The organism is Paenibacillus aquistagni (genome assembly GCF_900177815.1).
GTDB lineage: Bacteria > Bacillota > Bacilli > Paenibacillales > Paenibacillaceae > Paenibacillus_B > Paenibacillus_B aquistagni.
In genome coordinates this window covers 1337077-1361057 of the sequence record NZ_FXAZ01000001.1, presented here as the reverse complement: position 1 = coordinate 1361057, position 23981 = coordinate 1337077, and the positions used below count along the sequence as shown (strand labels likewise).

Here is a 23981-nt window from a genome sequence, read left to right as displayed (position 1 = left end):
GCTTTTCCGTATGAAAGAGGAGCATGCAGAGCATTCTCCTCATTCCTTCGTCCCTGTGCGAATCAGCTTAATGTTGACATCTCCCTGCAAGGTTGAAGTAGGGAAGAGTTCTATCCAATTTGTTTGCTGCAGCTTGGAATGGGGGATCATGCTTCGATAGCGCTCACTGAAGCCGACACAGTCGGAATTCACCTGTTTTATTTTATCCAACACCTGCTGCAAATGAGTGGTAAGGGTAGAACGCAATTGTTTTTTCAACGCTGCAATGGCTCTTGAATCCTGGAAGTTGTAATATTCCGAGATGCCCTGGATATCAATTTCCACATTGACAGTCGCCTTAAACTCCAGCTTATCAAGGTCGGTGACGTGAATATGGCCCTTGCTGTTAATGATCTTGAATGCCAGACTTACATCTTGCACGTTCTCGTTTCGAGGAAAGTGATGGATCATGCCGCTTTCTATTAGCTGTTGCTTCGTAAAAAAGACTTCATAAGGAAACTCAGCATCCTCTCCTCTAAGTGATTTGATATAAAAGGACTCCTGCGCGCTTGCTCTGCCCACAATTTGGCTGTTTTGAAGCAAAGCCGAACCCGTTATTTCAATTTCCTCTCCTTGCCGCTCCATGATTGGAATGACCTTTTCACGATACAAGTCCTCACTCTTGTCTTTTGAGAATTCGTGCATAGTCATAACAGGGCTCCAACTTTTATTGGTGTTATGGTCTAACATATTGTTGAGATATGTCCCTATGTTTGGGATTGAGTTGTAGCGATGTTCAAGGATATCAGCTGCACCTTGGTCTGCTATCACGATCTTGATCATATCACCGTATAGAGGATCGCGGCTTAGCAGCTGAATCTCATTCGCTTTTTGGGCCTCGAAGAGCTTCGGATCAAGCAGCAGTACTCGTATTTGACCATATGCAAGCTCGTATCCGACTCTTTGAGTAAATAATTGCTGAGCGCCTTGGCTTGTTTTCGTATGAACGGACACGCTTCGTTCTTTATTTAATTTTGGTTCGGTTTGAGATTCCAAAAAGCTTGAGGTTACACGAAAGGTCTGATCTTTGTTCACATCAAATCCAAGTGCAACAACGATGGATATCTCCTCGATAATATTGGTTTTCATGCAGGCTGTCAGCATGGATATGGCGATCAGCGCGACGCTAAATGTCCTCCATGCTTTCATGCTGTTGGCCTCCTTCATTATTTTTCCGCTGTCTATAGGAATGGACAATCATCACAATAAAACTGAGAAGCACGGGATAGATAAAGGTTGAGGCAATGACCTGCATGCCTATGAACGCATTCAATTGCTTGATCTCGACATGTTCATCTATATTGATGTTGGCCACAAAAGCAAGCATCAGTGTAATAATCGCAATCATGTTGGGTTTAAGGTTCCACATTCGCTTGCAGCCTCTGCCTATGATCCAGATAAAGAGCGCTAATCCTGACATTGTCACCACCATCCAAATGGATATCACAATAAACTCTATTCGCTCCAAATAGGTGTATTTCACAATCTTCAGAATATCGATGGAAGGCCATAGCCCTTCCTGCAGCTGATCTGCAGAGAAATAAACAAGAGAGACGATGGTTAAAAAGAGATAGACAATATTAGTGAAGCCAAGACTATGATGAGCGTGCAGCATTGCCTTTTGTTTGTTTCTAACAAATGGATACAAGAACCAAACAACTTCGAATCCAGCAAGGCTGAAGCCCATCCTCATGACCCCGTTTATAAGTTCCTTGATGTTGTCGACCTCAATAGGAAGCAGTTGATTCCATACCGCATATTCTAGGGGAGAGAAGGACAATAGTACTGTCATCAGAATGATGGTGAATTGAATCACACATACGCCAAGAATAACCCGAATCCCGCCAGAGCTCGTATAGAAGGTGAGAATCGACAACAAAATGATTACCACCCAAGAAGGGATATCTGGGAAGATCCACACCTGAATGATCTCGATGTAATTTCTCATGATGGCCACAATAGTGCAAATATATTGAAAGAGAAACAAAATATTCAGTACGACACCAGCATACTTGCCGAAGATATCATAATGAATGCCGAACAAATCAGCGGACTCATATTTCTGCAATATTTTAATGATCGACCAGAGAATCAAATGTGCAATGAGCCCGGCAATGATGACCGCGATCCATGCAATATGGCCGCATGCTTGAAAGATGGACCGCTGAAAGCTGAAGATACCTACACCGATCTGCGCGCTGCTTATTGCGAAGAACAAGAGAAAGGCATGGAACTGTAAATTCTTCCTCGGGACATCATTGATTTTCATCGTTATTCGTCCTTTTCATTTGAACTAAACCATCGTCTTGCTGCTGTTCTGAAGGAAGCTCTATTATTTTTGGTCAGATCCGTACGGAAACGAAAAAGAGAAGATGCGGTCAACAGCATGTTATTGATGAATCCATCCTTGTTCGGAGGATAGATCGGAAATAAATAAGGCTTCCCGTAGCTCGTCATTCGTAGGAGATGAACGATGATCAGAGCAGATAAGAATGCGATACCCGGTAATCCAAGGGTTCCGGCAACGATCAGCATGGGGAAGCGGATGATTCGAAGAGTGGCGCCCATGCGATAGTTGGGTGTTGTAAAGGTTCCTAAGGCTGCTAGAGCGATAAGCATGATTAGCGTGTTGCTTGTGAAGCCTGCAGCTACTGCAGCTTGCCCAACCACGATAGCGCCAACGATACTCATCGTTTGTCCAACCTTGGTTGGCAGCCTTGCGCCTGCTTCTCTTAGCAATTCAATCGTTATTTCTAGGATTAACGTCTCCAGCAAAGGGGGAAACGGAATGGTGGTGCGAGATTCAATCAAGGGAACGATTAGCGTTAACGGTATCATCTGATAATGAAAGGTGAGTGCTGCTACATATAGCGGCGTTAAATAAATGGATATAAAAAAAGCCATGCTTCTCAAGGTTCGATTAAAGATACCGACTCCCCACAGCGAATATCGATCCTCAATGGAGTAGAAAAAATCAAAGAAGCTGTTCGGTCCAATGATGACCTGAGCATTCCCTTCAACAAAGATGACTATCTTGCCTTCAAGCAGCGCTTGAGCTGCGACGTCCGGACGTTCGGACAGGCTCATTTCTGGAAATAAGGAGTATTGATTATCCTGCAGCAATTGAAGCAGCATTGGACTTCCAATTAAGCCTTTGAATCGACAGGTTTTCATTCGCGAGCGAATAGTGTCGATGAAGGGATTCGTTTCGGTACCCATCATGTAAAAGATATTGGTTTTCGTATTAGTCTCTGTAGCAAGCTGTATGGATTCTTGAATGAGATTCTCGCTTGAGATATACGATCTAAGCAGGGCAATATTTAGCTCCATGGACTCTGTGAAGGAAATTGCAGGACCGTAGATGGTCGACTCAATCGTTGGAACACTGGGTGTTCGAGTAGGTATTTTCATCACATTGACCACAAGAATATGGGGAGTACCTGCTAACGAGACAACAGCGTATCCGCTCAGGAGCTTCTCTGTGGCTTCATGCAGGGAAGGCATCACTTCACACTCACCAATAGCAATCCATTCCCTAACATTCTCGATGGATTCGACAGGTCCCTTATCGGTTAAGCATTCTAACACATGCATGTTCAGTTGATGGATATCAACCATGCCTGCAACATAGCTGACGGCAAAGGATTTTCCGATGCCTCTGACAACAAATCCGTCGCCTGAATGCAAGATTTCCTTTAGTTTGTTTCTTATGGATTCACTGTAGAATGACATGAGATCACACCTTTGAACATCTGATTCCGTATTCACAGATTATCGTACCCAGTAAATATGAAATCATGTACGAAGGTAAGGGGGAGAAACCTCTTAAATAAACGACATTCGCTATGAGCGGACCGAGCATGCAGATTTTTCTTATTTGGATGTATTGTAAATAAAGAAGCGTTGTAACTGAAGATGGAATACTGATTCAGAATGGAGGGGGAGTATTCGAAAAATCGATGGTGAAGAATAGATGAAATGTAAAGACTATTTGACATTTTAACTAGGCCATTTTATAATTTTAAATGTAAAATGTTTTTTACATCATACAAGACGGGTGATTGTTCATTGAAGAACTATATCAAGGACATAAGACGTAGTATGAATATGTCCCAGGAGCAACTTGCAGTTACATGCGGGGTTACTAGGCAAACCATTAATGCCATTGAAAATGATAAATACGATCCGACCTTATCGTTGGCATTCAAATTATCGATTAGTCTTCAGACCACTGTTGATAAACTATTTGTTTTTAAGGAGAATGCAAATTGAGATTTCGCAAAGCAGATGAAATGGAAAAGTATCAAAACGAGAAATCCGCTAAAAATGCTTTTATGTTTTACACTACAGCATTATTAATTTGGTCACTGTATGACTTTTTTGCAAAAGGCGAAGCGGGATGGCAATCTACCATCTTATTAATAGGCAGTGCTATTTTCTTCTGGACTAGAGTTGTTTACAACCGAAAAATGATGTAAAACAATAATAGTCCTGTATTTGCGAGGACGGTATAGCTTGATAACGAAAGGTAAGAATGGCATTTATCCATCCAAAAAGAGGAGTGATTAAGAGATGATTAACAAAATTGGCCAAGTCATGTTGTATGTGAATAACCAAGAAGCTTCCCGTGATTTTTGGACAGAAAAACTGGGTTTCGAGGTCATCGCAGATGAAACCAATGGTCCAATGAGATGGATCGAAGTCGCTCCTAAAGGTGCTGGAACGAGCATTGTGCTGCATAATAAAGAACTTATTGCCAAGATGAACCCTGAAATGAATCTAGGTACACCATCCATCATGTATTACACGGACCAATTCGATGCGTTGTACAGCGATTTGCAAAACAAAAACATCAAGGTTGGAGATATTATGGAGCTTCCTTCAGGGAGAGTATTTAACTTCGCAGATTATGAAGATAATTACTTTGCAGTATCGGAAAAGAAATAAGTGAGTGAACATGATACGAAACAGCTAATCAGACACAGTTAGCTGTTTCTTTTGTAATGATAATAATGATGTTGTTATGATATAGAAGTTCATTATGTTAAAAGGACAGAAATGTGGTTTTTGTGACGGAGATTTATTTTTCACATATGACATTTACACAAAACCCGTATTTTGTACATATGTATATAAATCGATTTAATGCCTAGTAACTACTGAGTTTTCATTTAGTGTCATACGCCATATAGCTCGATTTTCGTTCTGTTTTTTATAAGTTCTCCTTTCTTGCAATAAAAAAAGCAATTCGAATTTAATCCGAATTGCTTTTTCTTTGAATACTGTGCTCCGGTACCGCCAACGGAATGGCCAAGCGATGTCAAACCCTCTTCGATTTCCGAATTTATCATTCATCCTGGATCTCGGCAACTCATATCGTTGTTACAAATGGCAATCCTAAAGCATCAGCTATTGTTCCTTTATATGGAAACTATTTAATAATTACTCCTTTAATTCTTCTAACTCCAGCAGCAGAAGATTGTTCTTTTTTAATACTGAACTTTCCTAAGTTTGTTGTATCTTCTACATGAGGTCCTCCACATACTTCTCGACTCCAGACTTTCCCTTCGTTATCTTTGATTGTATACACCTTAACGATATCCGGATATTTATCCCAAAAATTCCCTTCAACATTACTTTCTTTCGCTTCAATTTTAGGCATCTCTGAAATATAGGTAACTGCTTTTGATGAGATCGCATCATTCACATACTTTTCCACCTCAGCTATTTGCTCTGGCGTAAGTTTTTCATCATGGTTGAAGTCAAACCGTAATCGTTCTGAAGTAATATTACTTCCTTGTTGATGAACATGATCACCTAAAACTTCCCTTAAACCAGCAAGTAATAAATGAGATATCGTGTGCAGTGCAGTTGTATCTGCTGAATGTTCAGCTAATCCACCTTTAAATTTGCCCGCAGAAGCAGTTCTGCTCTTTTCAGCATGTTTCTTTGCCGCTTCTATATAAGACGCCTTGTCCTCCATGCTATATCCACTTTCAGTTAGAAACTCTTCCGTTAACTCCAAGGGAAACCCATATGTTTCGTAAAAATAAAAGGCATCTGCACCTGTAACTTTACCCTTATTCTTAAGATGTTTTTGTATTTCAAATTCTCCTTGCTGTAATGTTCTATAGAAAAGATTTTCTTCCTTATTTACGATTTCGATAACTTTCTTTTTGTTACCGATCAAATCTTCATACGCTGTTGCTTCATCTATATAAACTTCAGACAACTCACCTACAAATCTTCCTTGTATACCAATTTTTTTACCTGCACGAATTGCCCTTCTTAATAACCTTCTTGTTATATACCCTGCATCACTATTAGCTGGCTCAGCACCATCATTAATTAGAAAAGTAGCCGCTCTCACATGATCAAGTATGATTCTAAACGACTTTAAATCGTCAGTATATTGTTTACCACTTAACTCCATCAATTTTTTCTTGGGATTAAGGAAGAAAGCCGTATTATAAATATCCTTGTCACCATTAAGGGCTGCTGCAACCCTTTCTAATCCGCCTCCATAATCAATATTGGGATTTTGCATTTTTACAAATCCTTTGTTTTCTTTTTTGTAACACATAAATACGTTGTTCCCAATTTCTAAAAACCTCTCGCTTACAGAAGCAGGATGATCCAGTGAATCACCGCCTGGTTCAAGATCATAGAACATTTCACTATCAGGCCCACCCGGTTCACCAACAGGCATATCAAATGGACTTCCGGATCGACTCCACCAATTTTCTTTTTCATCGTATAAGAATATTTTTCCACCTCTAGATGTCCCATATTGATAGGGATCATCTTCAATGATAGGTTCTATACCAACTGATTTGAATTTTTCTGACCAGATTTGAATGGCTTCCGTATCTTTCTGTATATTCAAATCATCACTTCCTATAAAAGCACTGATATACAGCCTGCCAGGATCAATTCCTAATTCGTTAATATGCCAATTCCAAATGGCATCGATTTGCTTTTTCTTATAGTTAGTTTCATTTGCTTTAAACTCCCATCGACCTATCATTTCAAAAAATGTCAGATGCGATGTATCTCCTACTTCATCAATATCCACTGTCCTTAAACACTTCTGAATATTAGCAATCTCATTACCTATCGGATGCTTTTCCCCCAATAAATAGGGAACCATAGGTTGCATTCCACTTCCTGTAAACAACGTTGAGGGATCATTTTCTGGTAACAAGCAAGAAGAGGGCACTTGGCTAGCCCCTATTCCTTTCATAAAATCAATATATGATTTTCTTAACTCATCTGGTGTCATTTTCACCATGCTCAATACCTCCATTTCAATTGTTATTTATTCTTGGAAAATATTTTGCAAATATTCAAACGAAAAGAAATAATCAAAAAAAGCCCTAAGCTGACCTATTTCTTGTCAACTTAGGGCGAACGATTATGTCCGTGTTACCACCTAATTTCAGATTTCTCTGCACTCTATCAATACGGGATATCTCCGATATTGTTTCCTGAATAACGGTGGAACTCCGTTGAAGCCTACTAAGATTCCTCTGTTCGGTTCACAGCTCCGAGACTGCTTCAGTATAAGATCAATGAAGATTCGCACCAACCATCTTCTCTCTGTGAGATCCCTAATACCTACTATTTCTCATCATAGCCTTTTCGTTTTAAGTTGAACCAATGCTATCACATTCAACTTGCTCCGTCAATTCACAATTATGTTAAATTCTGAAAAGGGAAGAAATTAGTTCTTTGAAGGTTAATGCTTGTTGAAGAGATAGGTATCCACCAGAACACAATTCGTAAGAACCAAGAACTTTAAACCAACACTGGGTGTGCTTCTGAGAGAGTGCGCTGCTGGACAATTACCTGAAAAGCGTCAGCAGGAGGCCTTCCGTCAGTCTTTGATTTGTCCGAAACAGTTCGGTAAGAAACTTGTTCACAGTGAGCCGGCTCGTCATATCGCTCATAAGGTACGTGTATCTGATCGTAAAGCATCTGTGACGATTTCAAAGCGATTTACCGTGCAGAGAATGACCTAGAAACCAGCTATATAATTCCGAATTATTGTATGTTTCAGTCCATGAGTTGTGATTCGACTCAGGATAGATTGTGAAAGAGACATTTCCACCGTTTTCACGAAGTGCGTCTACCATTTTTTTTGATTCAGTAATAGGAACTATATCATCCTTCGCGCCATGGAATGCCCAGGTTGGTGTTCCTATTAGTTCATGGATCCGGTTGGGGTTACCTCCACCACAAATTGGAGCGATAGCCGCGAACCTTCCTGGATATTCTGCTGCTAAGTGCCACGTCCCATAACCACCCATGCTTAGCCCCGTCAAATATAACCGATCTGGATCTACGTTGAAGTTTGCAATGATCTCATCTACTAATGCCATCAATCCGTCTTGTTCAGCATTCCAAAAAGAATCCTCCGGGCATTGAGGGGAAATCGTAATGAATGGAAAAGAAGGATCGCGTTCTGCTATCATAGGAATTCCATGTGCTTTTACCAACTCCAGATCATCTCCACGTTCACCTGCTCCGTGAAGAAATAAGATTAAAGGCCACTTAATCGAGGATTCTTTTTCATAGTGATCTGGTATATGTAAGAGGTATTTCATCCGTACTTTTTTTGTTATTTCTTTTTCTAATTTATTTGCGGTTTGACTCATTGTATCTCCCTCACTTTTGTGATGTCTCCCATAGGGGGTAAAAATAGAATTCCCTATATTTCCTGATATTCCTTCAGTAGTATTTTAGACTAAAACTGTTCCGCTGAAGATCACGAATTTCTTTCCAGGATATCAACTTAATATTTTGGTTCTTAATCAGTTCTTTCACATCAGGATCATTATAAAGTTGATACTCAATTTCACGATTTTCATAATACTTTGTCAGTTCTTTTAGTTCATCTGATACAATAGATGGATGCGTAGTGATTTGTGTAATCCCAGGCTTTAGATTATTAATTTGCTTTATTAGTTCTTTTTTTGCTCCTTCATAACCTTCTTCGCTCGAAAAATGATAAGTAAGTCCTGCTATATCGTCAATCAGTCGGACACCAAGTTGATTTGCTAAATGTATCCTTTGTCTAAACATTTGTTTTTGTTCTGAGCTAAAACTCGGGTGTTCCAATATCCGGATAGGTAAGCAAAATGGAAGCGCGTACTTTTGGCATAAGTAAAAAATAACTTCTAAAAAATCGCGATTATTATAAAGACCTAAAATACTTCCTGCATGGCTATCTAAATGAGTTGGTTCTATTCCTAATGAAATAGCCGTCTGAATTTGTGCCTCGACTTCTATTCTTACTTCATCTAGGTCTGCATTTTTTTCAAAATTGGATACCTCATCATAGAAGTATCCATGTTCATTGGTTAAACTAGAAAACTTATTTAGTTTGTTTATTGGTTTATAGAAACGACTTTTGTGACTGGTCAATGTTATATGTATCCCGACATTCATTTCCTTTGTACTTTGTAGCGCTGCATCGAGAGCGGCGTCTGCTGGAACCATTATTGATGTTGATGTAATGGCATTATTTTTAAACATTTGCATAATAGCTTGATTCGTGGAACGCGTCACTCCCAAATCATCCGCATTAATTATGACTACTCGATCAGTTGGACAAAACCCTAATTCTTGAATCACTCTTAACTACCTCCTTCCCTTGATTTGTTACCGAACAGTCCTCCACGGAAATGAATAAGGGGGCACAACTTGGTGTTATGCCCCTCTTATTAGAGGAAAGTCTTGGTTTAATGGTATTACACATCGTCTGGAAAGTAAAAAATCAAGTCGACTGTAAATTAACGACCTTATCAAGGGTTCACTGTTAGTCCCATTTCAATACAGTGGCCATGGTCCTTTCTGGGAAGAACATGATCGTTCTAACCAGCTGTTGATGCAATTCATTAAAAAAGTACTTGTCACCATTTAAAGCCGCTGATGACAGCATGAGATGCGATATCCTCCATTTATTGTATTCATATACTCATTGTGAGAAAATGATGTGAACAATAAGTGAGGTGCTTAATAATGAAAACGATTGGTCTTATTGGTGGAATGAGTTGGGAGTCATCTTTGCTTTATTACCAAATTATTAATGAATATGTAAAAGAAAGACTGGGTGGTCATAATTCCGCTAAAAGTCTTATGTATTCTGTGAATTTTCAAGAAATCAAGACTCTACAGCATCAAGGAAACTGGGATCAGGCTACCAGAATGATGATTGACTCCGCACAAAAACTTGAAATGGCAGGAGCAGATTTAATCGTCATTTGTACAAATACAATGCATAAGATGGCTCAAGAAGTAGAAAGATCAGTAAGTATTCCGTTCATTCATATCGCAGACTCAACAGCAATTCAAATTGTTAAAGATGGAATCAAGAAGGTTGCGTTACTGGGCACTTCATTTACGATGGAACAAGACTTTTACAAGGGCAGACTTACTGAAAAGTTTGGACTTGATGTAATTGTGCCAAATGAAGTGGAACGATTGGCTATACATGACATCATATACCAAGAGCTTTGTCTTGGAATGATTAAAGAAGAGTCCAAGCAAACCTACTTAAAGATCATAAATAATCTTAAGCTGCAAGGAGCGGAAGCCATTATTCTGGGATGTACAGAAATAACACTACTCATCTCGCAAGATGATTGCAGTATACCCGTTTATGATACAACAAGAATTCATGCCGAGAGTGCTATTGATTTCGCTTTAAGAGGGACCATACAGGATAGTTAAGTGTATAAAGATAGCAGACAGTCCTTCCGGCTTGATGATGCCATAGGTAAAGTCGAACCATTCTTGATCGTCCGCGCGAGTATCGTTCGATAGCCCCAGCGTGTAAAACAATTCTCGATGGTAGCTGTCGGTACAGCGAAGTTTTGTTTTCGCTCCCCTCTCAAAATAAAATGGTTAGTAGAAGGCCCCGATCAGGATGCCTTCCACTAACCATCTTATTTTGAACCAGAATCGGACACCTCAGTTGCAATTACCATAAATTTTACACGTATCTTAGCAGTACCCCTAGTAAATCTTGATTCATTCATCATTTAAGTTGCGGATTACTCTGCAAGGATTACCGACAGCCAACCTGTTTGGCGGAATATCCTTTGTAACAACACTACCCGCGCCAATAATACTGTTCGCACCGATCGTCACGCCCGGCAATACAATAGCGCCAGCGCATATCCAAACGTTATCACCGATATTCACCGGATGTGTATATTCCAACCCTGCCACCCGTTGTTCCACATTCATGGCATGTTCTTCCGTTATAATGCAAACATTGGGTGCTATAAATACATTGTTTCCAATCGTGATTTTCCCACTGTCCATAAGCTTGCAGTTGACATTAAGGAAGAAATTATCCCCCACTGTGGTATTATACCCGTAAGTGCAAAAAAATGGTTGCTCCACAACGCAGTTATCTCCGGTCTTGCCCAGCAGCTCGCGTATGGCGGCCTTCCTCACGTCGCGGTCAAGCGGGTGTATATTGTTATAATCGTGTAATTTTTTTATAGTCATATCGCGGTCTGCTACTAGCTCAGGATCTCCGGGTTGATATAACATGCCTGCATGTGATTTTTCCTTTTCCGTCATATAATTTACTCCTTGAATGTATGTTCATTTAAGATGTCCAAACTCTACTGTACCCTTCTACCTGCTCATCGTCAAATTGGCCAATACAGTGTAATTAATATGCAGGCTGGTAAATTCAATCTCGCTGGAAAAACGAATTTATCTCAGGAATTAAAATAATGCAGGAAATTCTATCTTATTTTGCATTTAATATCTCCTTGCATCCATTCAATTAATATTTTTAATCCACAATATATTGGTCTGATAGACTATTTGTCTGGACTATAACAAAAAACTATGCCTCTATATAGTTTTTAAGTATTTATTGATAACAGCTTCCACGTCCTATAATGAAACCAACATACTCACTTAAGGAGCTGTTACAATTGAAAACATCCATCATCGGTTATCCGCGAGTTGGCGCGCTAAGAGAGCTTAAATTCGCATCCGAAAAATACTTCAAAGGCATACTTCCAGTGGAAGAACTGCAGCAAACGGCGTCTCAGCTTAGATCGGCAAACTGGAAGCTTCAGCAGGAAAACGGTGTCGATTTCATTCCGTCCAACGATTTTTCCTTCTACGACGGACTACTCGACACGTCTTGCTTGCTTGGGATCGTTCCACAAAGATACGAAGCGCTCGGCCTAAGCCCCCTGGAGACGTATTTCGCAATGGCACGAGGCTATCAAGGTGACAAGGGCGACGTTAAAGCGCTGGCAATGAAAAAATGGTTCAACACGAACTATCACTATATGGTACCCGAAATCGACGATACGACTGACATCCGTTTGACGGGATCGAAGCTGTTCGACGAATTTACGGAAGCAAAGCAGCTCGGCATCACAACCAAACCTGTGCTAATCGGTGCATTTACCCTGCTTAAGCTAGCGCGATTTACCGGCTCCAAGCAGGCCAAAGATTGTGTTCCAGCGATCGTCGAAGCTTATAAGGCTGTCCTGAGCCAGTTGAACACGCTTGGCGCAGCATGGTTTCAGTTGGATGAGCCTGCATTGGTAACGGACTTGACTGTGGAAGATATCGATCTATTCACGGAGCTTTATAACGGCATCCTCTCCGCTAAAGGCGGTGTGAAAGTTGTCGCACAAACGTATTTTGGAGATATTCGCGACTGCTATCAGGCGCTTCAAGCGCTTCCTTTCGACGGCATCGGCATCGACTTCGTCGAGGGCAAGCAATCTTTGGACCTTGTGCGTAAGCACGGCTTCGCAAGCGAAAAAGTACTCTTCGCCGGCGTACTCAACGGCAAGAACATCTGGAAGAACCAATATAAGCAGACGGTTGCCCTTGTTCGTGAAATTAACAAGCATGCAGACCAAGTTGTGATTGGCACATCATGCTCGCTGCTCCACGTTCCTTATACGCTGAAGCACGAAACGAAGCTGACGGCGGCGAATAAGCAATATTTCGCGTTCGCTGAAGAAAAGTTACGCGAGCTTGCAGATCTGAAATTGATCTTGGCACAAGCGAGCCCTGAAGCCTCCACACTTTATACGGAGAACGAGAAGCTGTTCAGCGCATCGCGCCTTACGAATGATAACTCGGTACAAAAGAGAGTGGCTGCGTTGACGGATGCCGACTTCACGAGATTGCCTGTGTTCGCTGAGCGGGAAGCCATCCAGAAAGCGAAGTTCAATTTACCGCTGTTGCCTACGACTACGATTGGCTCGTTCCCGCAAACGGCTGAAGTCCGTGCAAACCGTGCAGCCTTCAAGAAAGGCAACATCACCGAGGAACAGTACAAGCAGTTCAACTTTGACCGAATCGCTGAGTGCATCGCGCAGCAGGAAGAGATCGGAATTGACGTCATTGTGCACGGCGAATACGAACGCAATGATATGGTCGAATACTTTGGTGAATGCTTGGATGGTTTTATTTTCACAGAGAACGCCTGGGTGCAGTCTTATGGAACACGCTGCGTAAAACCGCCGGTCGTATGGGGCGACATTAGCCGCAGCAAGCCGATTACTGTTGAATACTCGGCGTTCGCGAAGAGCCATACCAACAAGCTCGTCAAAGGCATGCTGACAGGTCCGGTAACGATTCTGAACTGGTCGTTCCCTCGCGAAGATATCAGCTTGAAGGAAAGCGCTCTTCAGATCGGTCTTGCGATTCGTGACGAAGTACTCGATCTCGAAGCCAACGGCATCGAGATTATCCAGATCGACGAAGCTGCTTTAAGAGAGAAGCTTCCACTACGTCGTTCGGACTGGCAGTGCGAATACTTGAGCTGGGCGATTCCCGCCTTCAGACTTGTACACAGCGGTGTCAAAGCCGAAACGCAAATTCATACCCATATGTGCTACAGCCAATTCAGCGACATCATTCGCGATATCGATGCGATGGACGCCGATGTCATTACGTTCGAAGCGTCGCGCTCGGATCTTGCCATCATCGATACGATTAACGAATGCGGTTTCCGTACTGAAGTTGGCCCTGGCGTATACGACATCCATTCACCTCGGATTCCTAGCGTCGACGAGCTTAAACAAGGGCTGAACCGCATGCTCGACAAGATCGAAGTCTCCAAGCTATGGGTTAATCCAGACTGCGGACTTAAAACTCGCGGTGTCACGGAAACGTGGGCTAGTTTGAAGAACCTTGTCCAAGCAGCCAAAGAAATAAGAGCAACGCTGTAATAACGTTCAAGAGGATGGGCTCAGTCGAGCTCATCCTCTTGGTTTAAGATCGGATAACCGAAATCTGTAATGACGGTTTTAAGCTTCATCACATAGGCGGCAGCCAGCTGGCTCAAGCTCGCCTTCTGATTCACGATGTAACCTACCCGAATGTTCTCGTCCGTACGAAGGCGTACAGATTTGATTTGCTCCCCGTTCAGATCCTTATTTAGTATACCCGAGCTAATCGTATAGCCGTTAAGCCCGATCAGCAGGTTAAAAAGCGTGGCACGGTCACTGACCAGTATTTTCTTCTTGTACGTTCGTGTGCTTAGTATTTCCTCGGAGAAGTAAAAGGAATTATATTCGCCTTGCTCAAAGGCCAAGCACGGGTAGTCATCCAAATCTTCAATGTCCAGCAGCGACTTGGAGGCAAGTGGATGCTCCTCACTGATAAATACGTGCGCTTCCGCTTGGAACAGCGGATGAAATTGCAGCCCGTTGTCCTTTAATATCTTCTGAATCACCTTTCGGTTAAATTCGCTCATATAGATGATTCCGAGCTCACTTTTCATATTCCGTACGTCTTCGATAATCTCATAGGTGCGTGTTTCACGTAGCGTACACTCGTACTCGTCCACGTTAAGCTCCTTCAGCAGTCCGACGAAGGCCTGCACAGAGAAGGCGTAATGCTGCGTTGAGATCGAGAACAGCTTCTTCGAAGGCTTGCGATTCATGTACCGCTGTTCGAGAAGCTCGGCTTGCTCCACGACTTGCCTAGCGTAGGATAGAAACTCCGCTCCATCGCTTGATAGCGCAATCCCCTTGGACGATCGAAGGAAAATCTCGATCCCGGCTTCCATCTCGATTTCTTTTACCGCATTGGATAAGCTCGGCTGTGAGATATACAGCCTTTTTGCCGCTTCGCTTATGGAGCCGCAACTAACGATGGTCAGAATATATTTCAACTGCTGCAAGGTCATTGGAATCCCCCTTTACCTCAACATTATTTTTCATGGACTTCACGCACCAATGGCCCGTCCACGTCCAAAGCTGGACAGATGCTGCTGCAGCTATCCGGCTTCTTTCCTGAGCGCGTTGGCCAGCATTTACGAGGCGAGTCCGTATTCATGTAAAAGCGTTCAGTAGTAAATAAAAAAAGTATTTAATCCTAAGATCAAATACTTTGCTCAGGCGAACGGCGATATGAATGTGAGCTCCTTCGTGGTTGACCACGTGTCGCCAGTTACACCCATCAGATCGTTCAAACAGCATAATTGCACACGTTTTAACCTGTTACACCTGCTGACAACAATAAAAGACGTCCTCCCACAATAATACATAGGGAAAGACGCCTTCATAATCGTACATCATGACGGTTCATCTAACACCTCCCTATCTCTCGTAGGTACAGCAGTGCTGTCAGAACAGGCAGGTCTCCTGGCTCCGGAATCGTCACTCGGCAGCTGCCTTCCCAATCAATGTAGATTAGTGGCTGGTTGAGCTGCCTGCTCCTCCGTTACAGTGGCGGGACCGCGTCGGTATTACACCGATCTTCCCTTTTAAGTCAGAACGACAAGCACGCTCGCCGATCAGACACCGGTTCTCGATTATGCAATTTGTACAAGATTAATGATACCAACATCTTACTCGGCAACGAATGGTATTAATTTAACAAATAAAGCGCTATTCGAGTAATCTATAGCTAGATATAGATTAAACGATATCGTCTCATTTGTCTCCCCCTATATTCATTTTCCAACAGTGATTGGAGCCCTTTCTATCGAAGTGCTCCTCCGAGTAACATACTATCGCAGATTAAAATGACTTGCCGTGCATTTCCTGTACGAAATTGTCGTAATCTTCCACATCCCCTTAAGATAGCGATATATAATTTAATTGTCCACTACGAGTCTTCCTTAGAAACGAACTTTTATCGGTTATTTCTAAATATTAGTTTGTGATTCATCCATAAAATAAAGTATAGTTATTATCTAATAAAACAAGCCTTGATTAAGGATGTGTCAGCATGCGTATTAATAAATTTATAAGTGAATCAGGAAAAGCATCTAGACGAGGTGCCGATAATTTAATTACCGATGGAAGAGTGACTATTAATGGTGAACTTGCAACGATAGGCAGCCAAGTTGAAGCTGGGGATGACGTTCGAATAGATGGACATCGAATTCCAGTCAAAGAAGCACAGCATAATGTCTATATTGCCTTAAATAAACCTGTAGGCATTACGAGTACAACAGAAAAAGGGGTAAAGGGAAATATTGTTGATTTCGTCAACCATCCATTAAGGATCTTTCATATTGGGCGTCTAGATAAAGATTCAGAGGGCTTAATTCTACTTACGAACGATGGCGACATTGTTAACGAAATTCTGCGTGCTGAAAATAAGCACGAAAAGGAGTATATCGTTACAGTAGACAAGCCAATTACTCCTGATTTCTTGAAGAAGATGTCAGAAGGTGTCAAAATATTAGGTACAAAAACACTTCCTTGTAAAGTCGTTCAATTATCAAAATTTGATTTTCAAATCATTTTAACACAAGGACTAAATCGTCAAATTCGCCGCATGTGCGCCGCATTAGGATTCAACGTTCGCCGATTGCAAAGAACCCGAATCATGAATATTCATTTAGGTAACCTTCCTGTTGGACAATGGAGAGATTTATCCAAGAAAGAGCAAACTGAACTATTCCGAGAATTAAATTATAAGCCAAAAGAAATGTAGCTGATTCACGATGTGACTGATAACTTGTTTGACATGGTTTTCACTCTTGACACAAATAATTGGTGGGCTATATCATGAATATGGTAAGTATATCCATGTAAAGGGTGTGGTGCTTTTGAAAAGTTCAAGCTCCCAATCTTTTTCCTTAAGCTTATTGTTGAGTGTCTTACTATTATTTTTGATGATTTCGATTGGCATCATGTTTACTTCAGATGCAGGAGTGAACCATACTGAAACGGGCAATCCATTATTTATTGCTTCAGACAGACAAACGGGTACTGTTAAGATCTAAGTAAGAATTCGTGTGAAATTTTTAAAGAGCTGTACCGTTCTAACTGCAGCGTGTCGTTTGCAGTAGATCGTTCTACCGAACCTATAAAAACGTATACTTACAATTCAAGGCGGCCGTTATTTAACGACCGTCTATTTTATGTACTTTTTCATTGGTGAGTAAAAATCGATCTTCCAAACCTGATCTTCTTTTCGTAACATTAATGCGACAGACTTTGAAGACCCTGTACCATCACTAATGATATGATCTCCCCCTTCATTCATGATATCTCTGGCGCTAATAGATTTCATGAGAATTCCTACATTTTTACTCCTACATGAATGTGAGGATTTCTAGAATAGCCGTTGTTCCCCCACTCTAGCGACCACATCCCCTGCCTCTATCATTTTCCGTCACAGTTACACTATTAATATTAGTGTATTTATCTAAAAATGTTATGGAGATGAATATATTACATTATATACTATAATGGAAGATAATATTTGCTGTATATTATATATGATCAGGGGTATTAGATGCGTATGAAGCGAACTAATAGGGATAAATTGATAATATTTTTAAAGTATTTTTCCGGAACTTTCATTCTTTTTAGTTTAGTAACAATGGCGTTCAAACTATTAATACAGGGTAAATCTTTCGAAGAGATTAATTATATGTACAACTCATTGGTTGCTTCTCTTTTTAGTATAATAATCGGTCTATCTAAAGCTAGACAGTAAATTATTTATCTGCTGAGAAGCTACCATTCCCGTAATTCAACAATAGTAACAATATCATCCTTCGCGCCATGGAATGTCCAGTTAGGTGTTCCTATTAGTGCAGTGCATGTATCCGGTTGGGGTTACCTCCACCGCATATTGGAAACGATAGCCGCAACCTTCCTGGATACTGCTGCTAAGTGCCACGCCCCCACTCATGTTTAGCCCCGTCAAGTATAACCGATCTGGACATCCTCATAGGCATCTTAACGGGCAACAAACTCAGATGCTAGTTTTATAATCGATTACAAGAAAAGCAAAGGGATAACTTTCAATCAAAGCTGCTATCCCTTTTTATATGGTTCCGATTATATCAGCGAGTCGCTCACATCGTTCGATGTGGCGGGCAATCATAGTCGGTGCATTCACCAGGATCCGGATCGGGAGGATCCTCTATGCGAATACCCGTGACGCCTGTAATACCGTAATTCGCCCACAGATGTATGCCGCACTCGCCATAAGAAATTCGGAAGAAACCTTCCTCGCCCCATTCCGTTCCCCAGCTATTTTTGCAAATCCAGCAACCCTCGCTGTCGTTATAACCGATGATTGCCACACAATGCGAGCCGGAACGTTCACCGGCCACATGCTTGTATACCCCGCCTTTATATATATAGAAATCTTCATAAACGATGAAAGAAGCTATCACAGGGCCTTTTTTATCAATCCATTCCTTTATTAACGCTGGCTGTCCAGTAAGATCCACATATCCCGTGATTTTGAAGTAATACTCGGGTGTAAGTTGAAAACCGCTGCAATGCGGTTCTCTTGCAAGGGCTTCATCGTATTTCAGAAAGGATTCTCCGTACACACCATTGTCTTTGAAGCGATTCAAAGCTTCCTTTGCCCACCATCCGGTTTCGCAGGTTTTCCCAAGTGCATTGGCAAGGCAGAAAAATAAATGAGCCTCACTGAGATCGATGCCGTTTGAATATTGCTGCTGGATCTGGTAAGTACTCTCTGCGGCTGCAATGGTCGCGAATGCCACGCAAGAGCCGCAGCGCTTCTGATGCTTTATTGGCGATACATAATTAATGCCGTCCACATTGCGCAAATCGCGGGCGGCATTCTCGCGAAACGCCCGTAAACCCTCATTGTCGATTTCTTCTCGCATGGCAGTGACACGCCGCTCGATCTCTTCAAGGCTGGGCACGTCCGGCGGCGGCGATGCCCCAAGGTATTGCTGCTTTTCTTCTAATGGGAGTGATGAAAAGCTGGTTTCCCCGACAACCCACGGATCGCCATGCACGTTTAACGCGCTATGGACCTCCTCTAAACTTACGTGATTGTTCATGTAGCGCTCATTCCTTACGTAATGTTTTTTTTCGTCCGTACGAATGTCGTTCGGCGCACCATTAGCATTATTGTTTTCAAATGACTTTGCTTTTATAGATTTCGATCCTCTCGCAAACAAGACGATTGGGCCGCAATCCTGCAGAAGCGTCTTGTGCAGGTGTATGCTTTCCTTTTCTGAATTTTTTTGTACGCCATTACAAACATTAAGCGTTATAACCTGACAACTTAGGAGTGTGCATGTAATGGCAAGCGAACCTAGAATCATCGTCAAATTCCGTCCGGATGTAACGATTCCATATGAAGATGCCGCAGAGCGATTTCTGCCGGTCCCTATTTCATTATTGTGGCAGCAATTGCAGAGCCAATTCCCGGGTGCGGCGTTGTCCCTTAACAGATTGATTCGGGTTCAGACAGGCGAACAGTTGGCTGACTTGCTCAATACTGCGCGGGCGCGAAGCGGTCAAGAGCCGCCTAATCTGCTCAGTGTGATGGCCATTGATGTCGCGGGATTCGTCGACAGGCAGTCGCTAGTGACAGCCCTGCGCGCACTGCCCTTCGTTGAATTCGCATACCAAGAGACACCGCTCGTCCAAGCAAGCGTGGATCCCTCTAATGATCCGTTAGCGCCTACCCAGGGGTATCTTCTTCCCGCCCCGTTCGGGATCGACGCTTTTTTTGCATGGAGTCTCCCAGGTGCCGACGGAGAGGGAGTTAAGTTCCTGGATATCGAAAGAGGTTGGAATCTGACTCACGAAGACCTTGCGGGTGTGGGCATCACTGAGTTAAACCAGAGTGTGCCAGGCAATGAATTTCATTCGACCGCTTGCCTCGGAATCGTGTTGGCCCAAGATAACGATAAAGGGGTAATCGGCATTGCGCCCAAAGTAAAAGGAGCAATTGCCAGTTCGCTGCGAAATACGCTGCCTGATGCTTTCGTTCTGGCTGCCGGATTTCTGGGGGCAGGCGATGTCTTATTGATTGAAGACCAAAGCACCGACCTGAAGCCTGTCGAGATGGACGCTCACATCGCGATGCTCATTCATGCGTTGACACTGCTTGGCATCGTTGTAATCGAACCGGCTGGCAACGGAGGTCATGACCTGGATGCGCTGCTGCGCAATGATGGGACAAGCCTGGACCGGAACACATTCAATTTCTTCGACACGGGCGCCATTATGGTCGGAGCAAGACATGCCGCACTCCGTGCCCGCATAGCCTTCTCGTGCCACGGCAATCGCGTTGACTGTCACGCCTGGGGCGAAAACATCGTAACGACTTCTTCCGTGAATGGTCCCTTCGGTCCGTATATGGGCTTGAATCCTCTGGCTGGAGATACCGGATTTGGCGGTACTTCGGGCGCCAGCGCGATCGTAGCGGGCGCAGCGGTCAGCTTGCAGGGCATTGCCCGCAGCCGTGGCATCACACTTACTCCAGCCCGCGTGCGAGAGATACTATCCGGCCCATTCAATACGGCCACAGACAACCCCGACGGGATCGGAGTTATGCCGGATTTGAGAGAGGCCGTCAATCATATCTGATTCCGCTATTTTGAACGTGAAGGAGGACAGGCTATGCCTACTGAACGTCTAGTGTTTCGCGCTTTGCGCAAGGAGGATTTTCTTGATTTAACCTTCGAGTTGATCAATCTGCATACCGAAGGTACGCCGCTGCACATCGTCAAGACTGATGCGAACCAGCCGGCACTATTGATCGTTCATTTTCCACCACAGCATATTGTGGAAGCTTTGTCTTACCCCAGTGTCAAGCCGTTTCAAGCTATGCTGTCCGGTCCAAGCCGCCTTGCATTCAAGCTGCCAGACGATCAGGATCGTTGGCCGCTCACGATTAAGACACTGTTGAACTGGCGGGACTATCGACCAGTGCTAGCGGGCAATGCCCTGCCGCCTGGCGCCACGAACGGTCCGGAGCCGAGTCCGCCCGGCCCTGGAGAGACGGCGCTTGAGATCCCTACGGGCATGTATCTTTCCCCCGACGAGTTGGGCGTCTGGAGCCATGCCTTTTCACAGGTGATGCATAATGGGCGTATTGAGCTGTGGCATACGAGGCTCGGAGAACGTATCCCTGCTAATGTTAATGGTGACAGTGAATTCCGGGAAGGCGGGAACACGCGCGTCATATGGTCCCCTGACGTGAATATCCCTTACTCAAGCTCCTTAACCGAGGAAGCCCGCAAAAATTTCGCTGCTTTATCTGCCGATTTCTCGATACCTAGCCTTCCCCTGTGGATCTTTCAGCGCTATGGCGGAGGAGAATACGCTTATCAGGTATGGAGAACGAATCTGGACGGATACGGACTTCCTCATCAATATGTCCCTCAACCTGTCCATACCCCCCGTCTGATGCTTTCCTCGCTTGGCGCATGGACGAAACTAGAGGGCGCATGGGAATACCCGACGATTATTGCCGGTCAGAACGACCATCTGGGGTATCCTGTGATTTCTTATACTCAGTGGCAGCACATTGCCTCACAGGGACGGGATCAATATGTAAAGACGGTAAAAAAAGCTTATCTTTGCGATACAGGGCACCGAGTATCTATTACGACAATTACCGAGCGTACATTTGATGGTGTTACACTCAGCGTGACCGCATTGCTGAAGCAATATCAATATATTGAAATCCTTGAGCCGATTAAGGATTACACCGCGTTGGCATCGGCCTATAAATACGGCGGGCGTGAAATGCCATTCAGGCGAATTCACATTACGACCCCTTCGACGCCTGAGCTTGACTCCTTTTCGGACAGCGCTCCATTTTGGCCGAAGCAAGGAGGAAAGCCGTTTCTGTTCCAAATGGTTGCGGAAGATTGGGAAGGAAATACCGTCCATTTCGAACGTCCGTTGCTGTGCGTGCCGCTGCCTGACGAGGGAGCGGGTTGGAACCATATCGTCCAATATTATAATGCGGAAGAGCATCGGGATTTTCGTGCCGTCTCGCTGCAAGCTCAGTCTGTGGCCTTGGCTGAAACTACCGACAATAGCCGAGGCAAAACCACGCTTCAAACAGATCGAGTTGTGTTCGAGGCACAGCTTGTCAAGGATGATGCAATCGGGCGATTACCTAAACCACATCCTTTGTTCTTGCCTACCATGAAGGAAGCCAAGGTAAACCTGCCTGCGGTTGATCGCCTTCTTGGACGATCCGTGCCCGTCGATATCTCGTTAGATGAAAGCTACCTTGAGGCTGGCTTTGAACGTGCAATAAACAAGGGGGAGATCTTTGCCAAGCTTAACCGGAAGGTTGAGCTTCCCTTCCCTGTCGAGAAAGCCGGCGGATTGGTCAAGCCGGACACCGCGATTCAGGCATTATCGCGATCGCTTGGTCCTGTTGCGGATCCGGAAAACTTAAAGATCGGGAAATTCGATACTAGCATCTTCGACAAGGCGCGTTTTCTGGGCGGCATTACCTTAAAGGACATTCTGAAGCAGTTGGATTTTGATCCGGACGCTATAATCAAGCCCACAGAATGGTCTCCGGAGAAGTTAAAGGAACAGCTGGATATTCCCGAATATCGATTAGAGCTTCCCTTCATTACAACCCGGCCCCTATACCCGCCAGGTGTCGAGTATACTGAGACGGCCGTGCCAATCGCCATCGAAACGCGATTCGTGTGGAAGCCGCATATTCAAGATTATGGTTTTCCAGAGACGGATCCCTTCTTCCGGTTTTTAACCACAAAACAGGATACAAAATTCGCCTATGATGCTCAACTGAGCTTGAACTCTCGCTTGGTTTTTCCCACAGACGGAAAAGCTTCCAGTTATGAGGTCAATGGCTCTCTCAAAGATTTTGCGATGAATTTTGCCGGAGCGCTCACAATCCGATTCACATCACTGAGCTTTTGCGCTAAGAGCGGCAAAAAGATGGATGTAAGCGCTAAGGGCATGGATCTGATCTTTGAGGGGCCGCTCCAGTTTGTGAATACGATCCGCAACATCCTGCCAGCGGATGGGTTTAGCGACCCGCCATTCCTGGACGTAACCACTTCGGGCATCCGAGCTGGATATACGCTGGGTGTACCCAGCCTTGGTGTAGGCATCTTCAGCTTGCAGAATATAAGCCTTGGCGCGTCGCTGACACTACCATTCAATGACCAGCCAGCAGGGGTTAGATTCGCGATTTCTGAGCGGCATCATCCATTCCTGGTTACCGTAGGTGTATTCGGAGGAGGAGGCTTCTTTGCGCTTGCTCTCAATGCGAACGGTATCGAGCAGATCGAAGCTGCAATTGAGTTCGGTGGCAATGTCTCCCTTAACCTTGGTATTGCCAGTGGCGGAATATATGTGATGGCGGGCATTTATTTCGGCATGGCAGGCAATGATGTCAAGCTGACGGGCTATCTGCGCTGCGGCGGCTATTTGAGCGTGCTCGGGCTAATCGGCGTTTCCGTTGAGTTCTACATGGGACTAAACTATCGTCAGAAGGACAATGGCGGCGGCGAAGTCTGGGGCCAGGCTTCTGTAACCGTTGGCGTGAAGGTAGCTTTTTTGAGCAAGAGCGTCACCCTCACGATTGAGCGTAAATTTGCCGGTGCGGCAGGAGACCCGACTTTCGCCGACATGGTCGAACCAGGCGATTGGGAGCAATATTGCCTCGCTTTTGCGTAAATAGAAAGGAGCTCG

17 protein-coding genes, 1 pseudogene, 2 riboswitches and 1 other annotated feature are annotated in these 23981 nt (G+C 43.7%); of the genes and pseudogenes, 8 read left to right on the top strand and 10 right to left on the bottom strand.

Going from position 1 to position 23981, the window contains the following annotated elements; genetic code table 11:
- Positions 1 to 39: 39 nt before the first annotated feature.
- The 3 genes from B9Y93_RS06355 to B9Y93_RS06345 are packed head-to-tail and all read right to left on the bottom strand — an operon-like array spanning position 40 to position 3771.
- Positions 40 to 1188, bottom strand: a complete 1149-nt coding sequence (locus tag B9Y93_RS06355) for a Ger(x)C family spore germination protein (protein WP_176228861.1) — start codon at positions 1186 to 1188, stop codon at positions 40 to 42.
- The gene (locus B9Y93_RS06350) at positions 1166 to 2308 is read right to left on the bottom strand and encodes a GerAB/ArcD/ProY family transporter (RefSeq protein ID WP_085493462.1); all 1143 of its coding nucleotides are present in this window, start codon (positions 2306 to 2308) and stop codon (positions 1166 to 1168) included. The genes B9Y93_RS06355 and B9Y93_RS06350 overlap by 23 nt, the downstream gene beginning before the upstream one ends.
- A 2-nt stretch (positions 2309 to 2310) precedes the next feature.
- Positions 2311 to 3771, bottom strand: coding sequence for a spore germination protein (locus B9Y93_RS06345; protein ID WP_085493461.1), 1461 nt, complete (start codon positions 3769 to 3771; stop codon positions 2311 to 2313).
- A gap of 336 nt (positions 3772 to 4107) precedes the next feature.
- On the opposite strand from B9Y93_RS06345, the gene B9Y93_RS06340 reads away from it, so the two are divergent.
- The 3 genes from B9Y93_RS06340 to B9Y93_RS06330 all read left to right on the top strand — a co-directional run bounded on the left by B9Y93_RS06340 (position 4108) and on the right by B9Y93_RS06330 (position 4986).
- Positions 4108 to 4311, top strand: coding sequence for a helix-turn-helix transcriptional regulator (locus tag B9Y93_RS06340; protein ID WP_085493460.1), 204 nt, complete (start codon positions 4108 to 4110; stop codon positions 4309 to 4311).
- Entirely contained in the window at positions 4308 to 4517 is a 210-nt protein-coding gene (locus B9Y93_RS06335; RefSeq protein WP_425320332.1) for a hypothetical protein, read from the top strand. Before B9Y93_RS06340 ends, B9Y93_RS06335 begins: the two co-directional genes overlap by 4 nt.
- 94 nt (positions 4518 to 4611) lie before the next feature.
- Entirely contained in the window at positions 4612 to 4986 is a 375-nt protein-coding gene (locus B9Y93_RS06330; protein WP_085493459.1) for a VOC family protein, read from the top strand.
- A gap of 484 nt (positions 4987 to 5470) precedes the next feature.
- Here the strand turns inward: B9Y93_RS06330 and B9Y93_RS06325 are convergent, their stop codons facing one another.
- From B9Y93_RS06325 to B9Y93_RS06315, 3 genes are all read right to left on the bottom strand, one after another.
- Positions 5471 to 7330 carry an alanine--tRNA ligase gene (locus B9Y93_RS06325; RefSeq protein WP_176228860.1) on the bottom strand — a complete coding sequence of 620 codons (1860 nt, stop codon included), beginning with the start codon at positions 7328 to 7330 and terminating at the stop codon, positions 5471 to 5473.
- Positions 7331 to 7438: 108 nt separating this feature from the next.
- Positions 7439 to 7682: a binding site (T-box leader), on the bottom strand.
- 345 nt (positions 7683 to 8027) lie between these two features.
- Positions 8028 to 8696 (bottom strand): carboxylesterase family protein, encoded by a 669-nt coding sequence (locus tag B9Y93_RS06320; RefSeq protein ID WP_085493457.1) that lies wholly within the window; start codon positions 8694 to 8696, stop codon positions 8028 to 8030.
- Positions 8697 to 8769: 73 nt separating this feature from the next.
- Entirely contained in the window at positions 8770 to 9675 is a 906-nt protein-coding gene (locus B9Y93_RS06315) for a polysaccharide deacetylase family protein (protein WP_085493456.1), read from the bottom strand.
- A gap of 387 nt (positions 9676 to 10062) precedes the next feature.
- On the opposite strand from B9Y93_RS06315, the gene B9Y93_RS06310 reads away from it, so the two are divergent.
- Entirely contained in the window at positions 10063 to 10773 is a 711-nt protein-coding gene (locus B9Y93_RS06310) for an aspartate/glutamate racemase family protein (RefSeq protein WP_085493455.1), read from the top strand.
- On the opposite strand, the pseudogene B9Y93_RS25180 reads toward B9Y93_RS06310, so the two are convergent.
- Both B9Y93_RS25180 and B9Y93_RS25030 read right to left on the bottom strand, forming a co-directional pair.
- Positions 10747 to 10905 (bottom strand): annotated as a pseudogene (locus B9Y93_RS25180) (DUF6075 family protein); the annotation flags it as partial. The gene B9Y93_RS06310 and the pseudogene B9Y93_RS25180 overlap by 27 nt on opposite strands.
- A 168-nt stretch (positions 10906 to 11073) precedes the next feature.
- Positions 11074 to 11634, bottom strand: a complete 561-nt coding sequence (locus tag B9Y93_RS25030) for a sugar O-acetyltransferase (protein WP_085493454.1) — start codon at positions 11632 to 11634, stop codon at positions 11074 to 11076.
- Positions 11635 to 11999: 365 nt separating this feature from the next.
- On the opposite strand from B9Y93_RS25030, the gene metE reads away from it, so the two are divergent.
- Positions 12000 to 14270, top strand: coding sequence for a 5-methyltetrahydropteroyltriglutamate--homocysteine S-methyltransferase (gene metE, locus B9Y93_RS06300; RefSeq protein ID WP_085493453.1), 2271 nt, complete (start codon positions 12000 to 12002; stop codon positions 14268 to 14270).
- A 20-nt stretch (positions 14271 to 14290) separates the two neighbouring features.
- On the opposite strand, the gene B9Y93_RS06295 is transcribed toward metE, so the two are convergent.
- Positions 14291 to 15232, bottom strand: coding sequence for a LysR family transcriptional regulator (locus B9Y93_RS06295; protein ID WP_085493452.1), 942 nt, complete (start codon positions 15230 to 15232; stop codon positions 14291 to 14293).
- 198 nt (positions 15233 to 15430) lie between these two features.
- A riboswitch (ZMP/ZTP riboswitch) is annotated at positions 15431 to 15509 on the bottom strand.
- Positions 15510 to 15662: 153 nt separating this feature from the next.
- A riboswitch (cobalamin riboswitch) is annotated at positions 15663 to 15868 on the bottom strand.
- 410 nt (positions 15869 to 16278) lie between these two features.
- Between B9Y93_RS06295 and rluF the strand changes: the two genes are divergently transcribed.
- Positions 16279 to 16992 (top strand): 23S rRNA pseudouridine(2604) synthase RluF, encoded by a 714-nt coding sequence (gene rluF, locus B9Y93_RS06290; protein WP_085493451.1) that lies wholly within the window; start codon positions 16279 to 16281, stop codon positions 16990 to 16992.
- Positions 16993 to 18367: 1375 nt separating this feature from the next.
- Here the strand turns inward: rluF and B9Y93_RS06280 are convergent.
- Complete coding sequence (locus B9Y93_RS06280; protein ID WP_085493449.1) at positions 18368 to 19336, bottom strand: C1 family peptidase; 969 nt, start codon at positions 19334 to 19336, stop codon at positions 18368 to 18370.
- 244 nt (positions 19337 to 19580) lie between these two features.
- Between B9Y93_RS06280 and B9Y93_RS06275 the strand changes: the two genes are divergently transcribed.
- Together B9Y93_RS06275 and B9Y93_RS06270 are read left to right on the top strand one after the other, a co-directional pair.
- The gene (locus B9Y93_RS06275) at positions 19581 to 20876 is read left to right on the top strand and encodes a S8/S53 family peptidase (protein WP_085493448.1); all 1296 of its coding nucleotides are present in this window, start codon (positions 19581 to 19583) and stop codon (positions 20874 to 20876) included.
- 33 nt (positions 20877 to 20909) lie between these two features.
- Positions 20910 to 23966 (top strand): hypothetical protein, encoded by a 3057-nt coding sequence (locus B9Y93_RS06270; protein WP_085493447.1) that lies wholly within the window; start codon positions 20910 to 20912, stop codon positions 23964 to 23966.
- Positions 23967 to 23981 lie beyond the last annotated feature (15 nt).